This is a genomic window from Gordonia sp. DT219, assembly GCF_049847065.1.
Classification (GTDB): Bacteria; Actinomycetota; Actinomycetes; order Mycobacteriales; family Mycobacteriaceae; genus Gordonia.
Map to the genome: position 1 here is coordinate 558,079 of NZ_JBNCNR010000001.1, position 11,620 is coordinate 569,698.

Genomic DNA, 11,620 nt, shown 5'->3' on the forward strand with positions numbered 1-11,620 from the left:
CGTCGTCTCCCGTCGAGTACGGCGCGCACGCGGGTCGTGGCAGATGTGCCGGCGGTCGCACGGGTGCATAAGGTTGTGGGATGACCGTGATCCTCGTGCGCCACGGACGCTCCACGGCCAACACGTCGGGCGTGCTCGCCGGACGCAGCCCCGGAGTCGCCCTCGATGAGAAGGGGCAAGGTCAGGCCGCCGAGCTCGTCGAGCGCCTTACGCCATATCTGCCCGCCATCGGCGCCGTCGCCCGTTCGCCACTGCAACGTTGCGCAGAGACGATGAGCCCGCTGCTCGGAGCCCTGATCGGCGCCGGTCGCGAGGTCCCCGAAATCGTCGTCGACGACCTCGCCGAGGTCGACTACGGTGCATGGACGAACCGCACGATCGGTGAACTGCTGAAGGAACCGCTGTGGAAAACCGTGCAGCAGCATCCCTCGGCGGCGGTGTTCCCCGACGGTGAGGGGCTCGCCGCGGTGCAGGCTCGTGCGGTGGCGGCGATCCGCGCCCTCGACCGGATCCACGGCGGGCCCGACGGTGCCGGAGTGTGGGTGGTCTGCTCGCACGGCGACGTCATCAAGGCGATCCTCGCCGATGCCATGGGGATGCACCTCGACGCGTTCCAGCGCATCGTCGTCGAACCCGCCTCGGTCAGCGTCATCCGCTACAGCGACACCCGCCCGTATGTGCACACGGTCAACTCGACGAAAGCGCTTTCGGTGCCGCTGCGGCGGCCGGCGTCCGACGACGCGGTGGTCGGCGGCGACCAGGGCACCGACGAACCCGGCGGGGACAAGCCAGAATCCGACCGGGTGCCGGTGGGTGAGCCGGCCGGTCCGCCGGTGGCCGCGGGCACCGGCCGGGACGGATAATGAACAGACAGCGTAAGGAGGTGGGTGATGTCGCGAGCGATTCATGTGTTCCGCAGTCCTGATCGATTCGTCGCGGGGACCGTCGGACAGCCCGGTGACCGGACGTTCTACCTCCAGGCCGTGCACGAGACACGCATCGTCAGCGTCATGCTCGAGAAGCAGCAGGTTCAGATCCTCGCCGAGCGCATCGGGGCGCTGCTCGAGGAGATCCATCGACGCTTCGGGACGCCGATTCCGCCGGAAGCCGGACAGGTCAGCGACCTCAGTCCGCTGGCCATGCCGGTCGACGCCGAATTCCGGGTCGGCACAATGGGATTGGGCTGGGATGCCGAATCCGAGGCGGTCGTCGTCGAGCTGCTGGCGATCACCGAGGGTGAGTTCGACGAGAGTGTCGTCCTCGACGACACCGACGAGGGCCCCGATGCGGTCCGCGTCTTCCTGACGACGCGGGCGGCTCGCGAGTTCGCTGCACGGTCCACGCGGGTCATCTCGGCGGGGCGGCCACCATGCCCGCTGTGCGGTGAGCCCCTCAATACCGAGGGCCATCTCTGTGTGCGGACCAACGGCTACAAGCGTGACGCGGAGTTGAGCAAATCCCTCGACTTCATCGACCCCGAGGTCTTCCGTGGGCTCGGCGACGTGCCACCGCTGCTCGGCCCCGATCCCGATGAAGATCCCGACCACCCCACCGCCGAGGAATCCGATCCCGACGATCCAGACGCCGACGGCCCCGCGGGTGGCTCCCGGTGACCACGGCGATCGCGTGGTCCGCGGGCCGGCCATGAGCGTCGAGGACGCCACCGGCATGCCCGAGCGCGGCCCCCGCGAGGAGGCCGACCCCACCGGCGTGACCTTGCGTGATGGTGAACTGACGATCATCGGCGCGATCCCCACCGCCAGCAACGCGACGCTCGTGTGCGACGCGCTGCTCGGCGAGCAGGCGGTGCGCTGCGTGTACAAACCGGTCCGCGGCGAGGTGCCGCTGTGGGATTTCCCCGACGGCACCCTCGCCGGCCGGGAAGTCGCCTCGTATCTGGTGTCGCAGGCCCTGGGCTGGGGCACCATCCCGACGACCGTCCTGCGCGACGGCCCGATCGGGGTGGGCATGGTGCAGCGCTGGATCGACACCCCGGAGCCGGACGATCCGCAGTTATGCGCCACCAGATTCGATCTGGTCGATCTGTGCCCGCCCGAGGCCGTACCTCAGGGATATCGGTCGATCCTGCGGGCGCTCGACGGGCAGGGCGAACCCGTCGAACTCGTCCACGCCGACGACCCGCGTCTGCAGCGAATGGCCGTGCTCGACCTGATCCTCAACAACGCCGACCGCAAGGGCGGGCATGTCCTCGAGGGTCTCGACGGCGAGGTGTACGGCGTCGACCACGGCATCTGCCTGCACAACGAGGACAAGCTGCGCACGGTGCTGTGGGGCTGGGCGGGCGAGCCCGTCCCGGCCCACCTGCTGGCCGACGTGGCGCGGCTCGCCGACGCGCTCGAGACCGAATCGTCGACGTTGCGCGTGGAGCTTCGTACCCACCTCACCGCCGACGAGATCGAAGCGCTGACCCTGCGGACGCTGATCCTTGCCGAAGACGCGAGGATGCCCCGGCCGCCGATGCACCGCGCGATACCCTGGCCGCCCTTCTGATCGGAGATGCCCACCCGATAGCCGACGCTCGGCGTGCCCTTTCCGGTCGGCCCCCGTCCGGTTGCCCCGCGAGCCCGCCATACAGTGGACCCATGCAATCGTGGCCCGATCTCACGGTGCCTGCCGTTCCCGGCACCGGCCCCGCACTTCGACTCTTCGACACCGCAGGCTCCCAGGTCCGGCCGGTTGCCCCGGGTCCGACGGCCACGATGTACGTCTGCGGGATCACTCCCTATGACGCCACCCATCTCGGGCACGCCGCGACCTACCTGACCTTCGACATGGTGAACCGGGTGCTGCGTGATCAGGGCCATGACGTGCACTACGTGCAGAACATCACCGACGTCGACGATCCGCTGTTCGAACGGGCCGAACGTGATGGCGTGGATTGGCGTGAACTCGGCAGCGCGCAGATCCAGCTGTTCCGTGAGGACATGACGGCCCTGCGGGTGCTGCCGCCGCGCGACTACATCGGTGCGATGGAATCGGTGGCCGAGGTGGCGGAGATGATCGGCAAGCTGCTGGCCTCCGGCGCCGCGTACGTCGTCGACGACGCCCAGTACCCCGACGTCTACTTCCGGATCGACGCCACCGAGCAATTCGGCTACGAGTCGGGTTACGACCGCGACACGATGCTGCGGTTCTTCGCCGAGCGTGGCGGCGATCCGGACCGGCCCGGCAAGCGTGACCGTCTCGACGCGGTGCTCTGGCGAGCCGAACGGCCCGGCGAACCCGCCTGGGACGCCCCGTTCGGGCGCGGGCGCCCGGGGTGGCACATCGAGTGTTCGGCGATCGCACTGAACCGGCTCGGGATCGAGTTCGACATCCAGGGCGGCGGCAACGATCTGATCTTCCCGCACCACGAGTTCTCGGCTGCCCACGGCGAGGCCCTGACCGGATCGCCGCGATTCGCGCGGCACTACGTCCACACCGGCATGGTCGGGCTCGACGGCGAGAAGATGTCCAAGAGCCGCGGCAATCTGGTGTTCGTGTCGAAGTTGCGTGCGCAGGGCACCGATCCCGTGGCGATCCGGGTGGCGCTGCTCGCCGACCACTACCGCGCGGACCGGATGTGGACCGATGCCGTCCTCGACGCCGGAACCGCCCGGCTCGACCGCTGGCGGGCGGCCACCGCCGCCGGACGGGGACCCGCCGCGGCACCGGTGATCGAGCGACTCCGTCAGCACCTCGCCGACGACCTCGACACCCCCAAGGCACTCGATGCGGTCGATGGCTGGTGCCGCGACGTGGAGCAGGGGATCGGCCTCGACACCGAGGCGCCCGGGCAGATCGCTCGGGCCGTCGACGCACTCCTCGGGGTGGACCTGCGGCGCTGACGGCGGTGCGGCGGCCCGCCGCCGACGGACTCGGCTGGGTGCAGGCGCCGTCGAGTTAGTACAGTTTGCGCGTGACACGTGTGCAGGCGATCAATACGGAAACCGCGACCGGGGTGTGGACCGTGCAGACCCAGACCTCGACCTATCTCATCGACTTCGATGAGATGACTCTGTTGCGGGCACCCGGGGTCGGCAGCACCGACAGTGCGGACTGGGCGGTGAGTACGCTGCGTCGCGACTCCGAGGACATCCCGTTGCTGGGCGTGAAGTCGTGCCGCGTCGGGGAATCCGCGCAGTTCTGGGTGCGCGCCGCCGACGACCCCGACGTCCGCACCTGGCGGATCACCACACCCGTCGTGTCGATCGAACGGATCGGGTGAGGTTCACCCGCCGAATGCTCCTGGTCCGCCACGTCGTTTGAGGTAGCGCTCGAACTCGGCGGCCAACGCGTCGCCGTCGATCTTGGCCATGACCTCATCGGTGTCGATCTCGGCGTCTCCGCGTTCTTCGAGTCCCCGGACGTACTCGGCGATCTCCTCGTCGTCCTCGGTCATCTCCGTGACCGCCTGCTCCCACTCCTCGGCCTGCTCGGGCAGTGTGCCCAGCGGCACCTCGATGTCGAGGACCTCCTCGACACGGGTCAGTAGTGCAACCGTCGCCTTCGGGTTCGGGGGCGTCGAGACGTAGTGGGGGACGGCCGCCCAGAACGACACCGCGGGGACGCCGGCCTGCACCAACAGGTCCTGGAGCACCCCGGTGATGCCGGTCGGGCCCTCGTAGCGGCTCTCGGCGACGTTGTACCGCTGGGCGGCGTCGCTGCTGTAAGCGCTGCCGGTGACCGGCACCGGACGGGTGTGTGGAGTGTCGGCGAGCAGGGCGCCGAGCATGACGGTCGTCTCGACATCGAGGGCTTCGGCGTAGTCGACGATCTCGCCGCAGAAGGCCCGCCAGCGCATGTTGGGCTCGATACCACGTACGAGTAGGATGTCCCGGTCAGCCCCTTGCGGGCTGCAGTAGGAGATGGATGTGGTGGGCCATTCGATCCGCCGGGTCACTCCGTCGATCTGTTTGATCGTCGGGCGGTTCACCTGGAAGTCGTAGTAGTCGTCGGATCCGATCTCGGCCAGTGGACGTGCGTCCCACATGAGTGCGAGATGTTCCACGGCGGCGCTCGCGGCGTCGCCGGCGTCGTTCCATCCCTCGAAGGCGGCGAGCAGGAGAGGTCTGCGCAGGCGGGGAAGGTTCGACATCTGCTCAGCGTTCACTGATCCAGCCTACGACCGAAGCCCAAAAGAGAGCGAACTACGCTGACCATCATGTCCTCGCATACACCGGAGCCCACCAATTTCGACACGACCTTCTTGTCGGCGATGTCGCGTCGCGTACTGGTCGGGGACGGCGCGATGGGCACCATGCTGCAGGCGGCCGACCTGACGCTGGACGATTTCGCCCACCTCGAGGGCTGCAACGAGATCCTCAACGACACCCGGCCCGACGTGCTCGAAGGCATCCACCGGGCGTACTTCGAGGCCGGTGCCGACGCGGTGGAGACCAACACGTTCGGCTGCAACCTGTCCAATCTCGGCGACTACGACATCGCCGACCGAATCCGTGAGCTGTCCTACAAGGGCACCGCCATCGCCCGGGGTGTCGCCGACGAGATGGGTCCCGCTGCCGACGGAACCGCCCGGTTCGTGCTCGGATCCGTCGGCCCCGGCACCAAGTTGCCCAGCCTCGGCCACACCACCTTCGAGGTCATCCGGAACGCCTACTTCGAGTGTGTGGCGGGAATGCTCGACGGCGGCGCCGATGCCATCCTGATCGAGACCTCTCAGGACCTGCTCCAGGTGAAGGCGGCCGTCGTGGCCGCACGCTCGGCAATGGCCGAACTGGGTCGGCGCATCCCGATCATCTCGCACGTCACGGTCGAGACGACGGGCACGATGCTCCTCGGCTCGGAGATCGGCGCGGCACTGGCGTCGATCGAGCCGCTCGGCGTCGACATGATCGGCTTGAACTGCGCGACCGGACCCGCAGAGATGAGCGAACACCTGCGGTATCTGTCGCGAAATGCACGCATCCCGGTGTCGGTGATGCCCAATGCCGGGCTCCCGACACTGGGACCCGATGGCGCGGAGTATCCGCTGCAACCCGACGAGCTGGCGGGTGCACTCGGCGGCTTCATCGGCGAGTTCGGGCTGAGCTTTGTCGGCGGCTGCTGCGGTACCACCCCCGAACACATCCGGCAGGTGGCCGCGGCCGTCGCCGAGAGCACTCCGGCCATTCGCACGCCTGAGCACACCGCGGAGATCTCCTCGCTCTACAGCGCAGTTCCCTTCGATCAGGACGCCAGCTTCCTGGTGATCGGCGAACGCACGAATTCCAACGGCTCCAAGGCTTTCCGGGATGCGATGCTCGCCGAGGACTACCAGCGGTGCCTCGACATCGCCAAGGAACAGACTCGCGACGGCGCCCACATGCTCGATCTCAACATCGACTACGTCGGACGCGATGGCGCAGTGGACATGACCGCACTCGCCGGGCGGTTCGCGACGGCCTCGACGCTGCCGATCATGCTCGACTCCACCGAACCCGAGGTCATCCGGGCCGGACTCGAGGCGTTGGGCGGCCGGTGCGCGGTCAACTCGGTCAACTACGAGGACGGTGACGGCCCGGACTCGCGCTTCTCCCGGATCATGCGGCTGGTCGTCGAGCACGGCGCTGCTGTCGTCGCGCTGACCATCGACGAGGAAGGCCAGGCGCGCACCGCCGACTGGAAGGTCAGCGTCGCCGAGCGGCTCATCGCCGACATCACCGCCAATTGGGGGCTGGCCGAGGAGGACATCATCCTCGACACGCTCACCTTCCCGATCTCCACCGGTCAGGAGGAGGTCCGCCGGGACGGTGCCGAGACGATCGAGGCGATCCGCCGCCTGCACGAGACACACCCCGATGTGCACTTCACCCTCGGCATCTCCAACATCTCGTTCGGCTTGAATCCGGCTGCGCGGCAGGTACTCAACTCGGTGTTCCTGCACGAATGCGTGCAGGCCGGCCTGGACACGGCGATCGTGCACGCGTCGAAGATCCTGCCGATGAACAAGATCCCCGACGAACACCGCGAGGTCGCCCTGGACCTCGTGTACGACCGCCGGCGCGAGGGCTACGACCCGCTCCAGAAGCTGATGTCGCTGTTCGAGGGTGTGTCAGCGGCCTCGGCCCGGGAGTCCCGGGCACAGGAACTCGCGCGGCTGCCGCTGTTCGAGCGCCTCGAACGGCGCATCGTCGACGGCGAACGCAACGGACTCGAGGCCGACCTCGACGAGGCGATGACCGAGAAGCCACCGTTGGCGATCATCAACGAGACCCTGTTGTCCGGGATGAAGACAGTCGGCGAGCTGTTCGGCTCGGGTCAGATGCAGTTGCCGTTCGTGCTGCAGTCCGCCGAGGTGATGAAAACCGCGGTGGCACACCTCGAACCGCACATGGAAGCCACCGACGAGGACGGCAAGGGCCGGATTGTGCTCGCTACCGTCAAGGGCGACGTGCACGACATCGGCAAGAACCTCGTCGACATCATCCTGTCCAACAACGGCTACGAGGTCGTCAATCTCGGTATCAAGCAACCGATCTCGACGATTCTCGAGGCTGCCGAGGACAAGCGCGCCGACGTGATCGGCATGTCCGGACTGCTCGTCAAATCGACCGTGGTGATGAAGGAGAACCTCCAGGAAATCAATTCGCGCGGGCTCGCCGACAATTACCCGGTGCTTCTCGGCGGCGCCGCCCTCACCCGGACCTATGTGGAGAACGACCTCTCCGACACCTATGAGGGAGACGTTCACTACGCGCGAGATGCCTTCGAAGGTCTGCGCCTGATGGACGAGATCATGACGCTCAAGCGCGGTGGCGGGTCGGTGCCGGAGAGCGCCGATTCCATCGCGGCCGCGAAGAAGGCGGCCGACCGCAAGGCCCGCCACGAACGTTCCAAGCGGATCGCCGCCAAGCGTAAGGCGGCCGAGGTACCCGTCGAGGTCCCGGCGCGTTCGGATGTGGCCGCCGACAACGAGATCCCGACTCCGCCGTTCTGGGGCACCCGGATCGTCAAGGGCATCCCGGTCGCGGACTATCGTCAATTCCTCGACGAGCGGGCATTGTTCTTGGGCCAGTGGGGATTACGCGGCGTACGTGGCGGCGAGGGCCCATCGTATGAAGACCTGGTCGAGTCCGAGGGCCGGCCGCGACTGCGTGAATGGATCGACCGACTGTCGACAGAGGGTATCCTGGCGCACGCCGCCGTCGTGTACGGCTACTTCCCGGCGGTCAGCGAGGGCGACACGGTGCATGTACTCACCGAACCCGAACCCGATGCACCGGTACGGTTCTCGTTCACCTTCCCCCGGCAGCAGCGATCGCGTTTCCTGTGCATCGCCGACTTCGTGCGCTCGCGCGAGGCCGCGGTTGCCGACGGCCGCGTCGACGTGCTGCCGCTCCAGCTGGTGACAATGGGCCAGCCGATCGCCGACTTCGCCAACGCGTTGTTCGCCCGCGACGCCTACCGGGACTACCTGGAGGTGCACGGCATCAGCGTGCAGCTGACCGAGGCGCTCGCCGAGTACTGGCATCAGCGGGTACGCAGCGAAATGCGGTTCACCGACCGGAGCGTCGACGCCGAGGATCCGCAAGACGCACAGGGCTTCTTCGACCTCGAATACCGGGGTGCGCGTTTCTCGTTCGGTTACGGCGCCTGCCCGGACCTCGAGGACCGCGCCAAGATGATCGCGCTGCTCGAGCCCGAACGCATCGGCGTGGAGCTCTCCGAGGAGCTGCAGCTACACCCGGAGCAGTCGACGGATGCCTTCGTACTGCATCACCCGGAGGCGAAGTACTTCAACACCTGAAGTTCAACACATGGCGCGCGTCGGTACGGTGACCGGCGCCACCGGATTGGGTGCGCAGGCACGCAATCGGCGATGATTTCGTGGTGCCGCCCTCCGCTGATCGTCGATCGCCCGCCGCCGTCCTGTGGGACATGGACGGCACCCTGCTCGATTCGGAGCGGTTGTGGGACGTGGCGGTCGCCGAACTGTCGGCGCGGTACGGATATCCGATGACCACCGAGCTGCGTGAGTCCACGCTCGGGAACTCGATGCGCGACGCGCTCGACAAGGTCTACGATGCGGCCGCCCTCGCGCCGGGCGAACGTGACCATGCCGGTGACGAACGCCGCCTGCTCGATCGTGTCGCCGAACTGTTCGCCATCGACCTCCCGTGGCGGGCGGGTGCGCGCGAAACCCTCGAGCTCGTGGCATCGGCGGGGATCCCGATGGCGCTGGTGACCAACACGGTGCGTGAGCTCACCGAGCAGGCGCTCGACACCATCGGGCGGCACTACTTCGCCGCCACGGTCTGCGGGGACGAGGTGATCGCCGGCAAGCCTGCTCCCGACCCCTACCGGAAGGCGGCTGCGCTGCTCGGTGTCGATCCCGGCCGCTGCCGTGCGGTCGAGGATTCACCGACGGGCGCGGCGTCGGCGACCGCGGCCGGATGTCTCACCCTGGTGGTCCCGTCGACCTCCCCGGTACCGGCCGGGCCGTTGCGGGAGTTCCGGACGTCACTGGTCGGGGTCACCCTCGCCGAACTCGCCACTCCCGACATGCGAGGATAGGTACTCGTGAAAACCTTCGACGAGCTGTTCGCCGAGTTGACCGACAAGGCGCAGACCCGCCCGGCCGGCAGCGGAACGGTCGCCGCCCTCGATGCGGGCGTGCACACGCTCGGCAAGAAGATCATCGAGGAGGCCGGCGAGGTGTGGCTGGCCGCCGAACACGAGTCGGACGAGTCGCTGGGGGAGGAGATCTCCCAACTGCTCTACTGGTTGCAGGTGATGATGATCAACCGGGGTCTGTCACTGAGCGACGTGTACCGCCATCTGTAGGTCGCGTCCCCTCCGGGCGCGGCCCACCGATTGCCCCCACCCGCTCATCTCGCAAACCCTGGAGTGAACATGCTGCGAGTCGCCGTACCCAACAAGGGTTCCCTTTCCGAGTCCGCGGCCGCGGTGCTGGCCGAGGCCGGCTACCGCAAACGCACCGACGCAAAAGACCTCACGGTTCTCGACATCACCAACGACGTCGAATTCTTCTTCTTGCGTCCCAAGGACATCGCCATCTACGTCGGGGCGGGCACCCTCGACCTCGGCATCACCGGGCGCGACCTCGCCCTCGACTCCGGTGCCGCCGTCGACGAGGAGCTCGCGATGGGCTTCGGCAGCTCGAGTTTCCGCTACGCCGCGCCTGCCGGTCAGCAGTGGGACGTCGCCGACCTAGCGGACAAGCGGATCGCCACCTCGTACCCGAACCTCGTGCGCGGCGACCTGTCGGCCCGCGGGATCAGCGCTGCCGAGATCATCCGACTCGACGGTGCCGTCGAGATCTCCATTCAACTCGGTGTCGCCGACGCCATCGCCGACGTCGTCGGGTCGGGGCGGACGCTGCGCCAACACGGGCTGGTCGCGTTCGGTGAGTCGCTGTGCGACTCCGAAGGTGTGTTGATCAGTCGCGCCGGCGCCGACCTCGACAAGCGTGCCCGCCAGTTCGTCAAACGGGTGCAGGGCGTGGTGTTCGGCCAGCAGTACGTGATGATCGACTATGACTGCCCGCGCGCCATCTTCGACCAGGCCATCGCCCTGACGCCGGGGCTGGAGTCGCCGACGGTGGCGCCGATGGCCGACCCGGACTGGGTCGCGGTGCGGGCGATGGTGCCCCGCAAGACCCACCAGAATCTGATGGACGAGCTCTCCGAGCTGGGGGTGCGGGCGATCCTGGCCTCCGACATCCGCTCCTGCCGGTTCTGACCGGATGCGGCGGGCCTGCCCGCCGGGCCGGCGTCAGCGTTGGTCGAGCAGCACCGTCTGGGCCGAGCGCCCGATGAACCCGTCGACGTCGTAGAGGTCGGCGAAGGTCGCGCCGAAGCCGTCGGGCCCGGCGGCGAGGTCGGCGTCGATACCGAGCCACGGACCGGTCGGTACCGCCGTGAAGTGCACGGTGGTGTCGGTGTTCATCCAGGTCCATTGGTCGGGCCGCAGGCGGGTTCCGAGCCCGTTGGCGACGTCGACGACGGTCATGACCGACTCGAGGTCGGAGGTCTTCTCCCCGGCCACCAACTCGATCGCCGGCCGTAGCCAGACCGCCGGGGTGTCACCCGCACCGTCGCCGGCTACCGCGATCTCGGTCGTACCGATGAATCCCTCGGTGCCCCAGTCGACTCCGAGTGAGCTGTGGGAGGTGACCCCGAGTGTGCGATGGAGTTCGTCCGGTGTGGGCCGCAACCGGGGTCGCGCCTGCGCCACGGCCGACGTGTCGTGCGCGCGCATCTGCCACGCCACCGCCCGCGCGACGGTGCGGAAGGCACCGCCGGGCTGCTGCACGTCGAGCTCGGCAGTGACCACGCTGATCCGCCGCCCGGGGCGGAGCACCTGCGCACGCACCCGATTCACACCGAGACCGACCGCACCGAGAATCTCGGTGGTCACCCGGGTGAAGTGCATCGACGGATCCGGTGCGACCTGCCCGAGCGCCCGCATCAACAGCCCGGTCGGCGGCCCGCCGTGCTGGATGTCGGCCGACCAGGGGCTGGTGGTGGCCGCCGTCGGCCGGAAGTAGTCGACGCCGTCCGCGGAATCGGCGGCGCCGGTATCGATCTCAGACGCGGGGACCCGAACGTAGTAGCTGCTCTCCACGGTCCCGACTCTAGGTGAGTCGACGAATCCG

Annotated in this window: 11 protein-coding genes; 9 read left to right on the forward strand and 2 right to left on the reverse strand. The window is 68.0% G+C overall.

Features of this window, described 5'->3' with window-relative positions:
* The first annotated feature begins 80 nt into the window (after positions 1-80).
* The 5 genes from ACPXB3_RS02705 to ACPXB3_RS02725 all read left to right on the forward strand — a co-directional run bounded on the left by ACPXB3_RS02705 (position 81) and on the right by ACPXB3_RS02725 (position 4,228).
* Positions 81-863: an MSMEG_4193 family putative phosphomutase gene (locus tag ACPXB3_RS02705; protein ID WP_425726249.1), complete on the forward strand. Its 783-nt coding sequence runs from the start codon at positions 81-83 to the stop codon at positions 861-863.
* Positions 864-890: 27 nt separating this feature from the next.
* Entirely contained in the window at positions 891-1,613 is a 723-nt protein-coding gene (locus ACPXB3_RS02710) for a DUF3090 domain-containing protein (protein ID WP_425702716.1), read from the forward strand.
* 31 nt (positions 1,614-1,644) lie between these two features.
* Positions 1,645-2,511 (forward strand): SCO1664 family protein, encoded by an 867-nt coding sequence (locus ACPXB3_RS02715; protein WP_425702938.1) that lies wholly within the window; start codon positions 1,645-1,647, stop codon positions 2,509-2,511.
* A 92-nt stretch (positions 2,512-2,603) separates the two neighbouring features.
* Positions 2,604-3,848, forward strand: coding sequence for a cysteine--1-D-myo-inosityl 2-amino-2-deoxy-alpha-D-glucopyranoside ligase (gene mshC / locus ACPXB3_RS02720; RefSeq protein WP_425726251.1), 1,245 nt, complete (start codon positions 2,604-2,606; stop codon positions 3,846-3,848).
* A 71-nt stretch (positions 3,849-3,919) separates the two neighbouring features.
* Positions 3,920-4,228 (forward strand): hypothetical protein, encoded by a 309-nt coding sequence (locus tag ACPXB3_RS02725; RefSeq protein WP_425702712.1) that lies wholly within the window; start codon positions 3,920-3,922, stop codon positions 4,226-4,228.
* 3 nt (positions 4,229-4,231) lie between these two features.
* On the opposite strand, the gene ACPXB3_RS02730 is transcribed toward ACPXB3_RS02725, so the two are convergent.
* A complete protein-coding gene (locus tag ACPXB3_RS02730) occupies positions 4,232-5,113 on the reverse strand; it encodes a PAC2 family protein (RefSeq protein WP_425702711.1) in 882 nt (293 codons plus the stop codon).
* Between the two features lie 51 nt (positions 5,114-5,164).
* On the opposite strand from ACPXB3_RS02730, the gene metH reads away from it, so the two are divergent.
* The 4 genes from metH (at position 5,165) to hisG (ending at position 10,704) form a co-directional block, all read left to right on the forward strand.
* Positions 5,165-8,749, forward strand: a complete 3,585-nt coding sequence (gene metH / locus ACPXB3_RS02735) for a methionine synthase (protein WP_425726253.1) — start codon at positions 5,165-5,167, stop codon at positions 8,747-8,749.
* An 83-nt stretch (positions 8,750-8,832) separates the two neighbouring features.
* Positions 8,833-9,516 (forward strand): HAD family hydrolase, encoded by a 684-nt coding sequence (locus ACPXB3_RS02740; RefSeq protein WP_425702709.1) that lies wholly within the window; start codon positions 8,833-8,835, stop codon positions 9,514-9,516.
* A gap of 6 nt (positions 9,517-9,522) precedes the next feature.
* Entirely contained in the window at positions 9,523-9,786 is a 264-nt protein-coding gene (locus ACPXB3_RS02745) for a phosphoribosyl-ATP diphosphatase (RefSeq protein WP_425726255.1), read from the forward strand.
* A gap of 69 nt (positions 9,787-9,855) precedes the next feature.
* The gene (gene hisG, locus ACPXB3_RS02750; RefSeq protein ID WP_425726256.1) at positions 9,856-10,704 is read left to right on the forward strand and encodes an ATP phosphoribosyltransferase; all 849 of its coding nucleotides are present in this window, start codon (positions 9,856-9,858) and stop codon (positions 10,702-10,704) included.
* Positions 10,705-10,737: 33 nt separating this feature from the next.
* Here the strand turns inward: hisG and ACPXB3_RS02755 are convergent, their stop codons facing one another.
* The gene (locus tag ACPXB3_RS02755; RefSeq protein WP_425702703.1) at positions 10,738-11,589 is read right to left on the reverse strand and encodes a thioesterase family protein; all 852 of its coding nucleotides are present in this window, start codon (positions 11,587-11,589) and stop codon (positions 10,738-10,740) included.
* Positions 11,590-11,620 lie beyond the last annotated feature (31 nt).

Coding starts and splice junctions, on each gene's coding strand:
- ACPXB3_RS02710 (WP_425702716.1), top strand. CDS start 891: ATGTCGCGAGCGATTCATGTGTTCCGCAGTCCTGATCGATTCGTCGCG.
- ACPXB3_RS02715 (WP_425702938.1), top strand. CDS start 1,645: ATGAGCGTCGAGGACGCCACCGGCATGCCCGAGCGCGGCCCCCGCGAG.
- metH (WP_425726253.1), top strand. CDS start 5,165: ATGTCCTCGCATACACCGGAGCCCACCAATTTCGACACGACCTTCTTG.
- hisG (WP_425726256.1), top strand. CDS start 9,856: ATGCTGCGAGTCGCCGTACCCAACAAGGGTTCCCTTTCCGAGTCCGCG.
- ACPXB3_RS02705 (WP_425726249.1), top strand. CDS start 81: ATGACCGTGATCCTCGTGCGCCACGGACGCTCCACGGCCAACACGTCG.
- mshC (WP_425726251.1), top strand. CDS start 2,604: ATGCAATCGTGGCCCGATCTCACGGTGCCTGCCGTTCCCGGCACCGGC.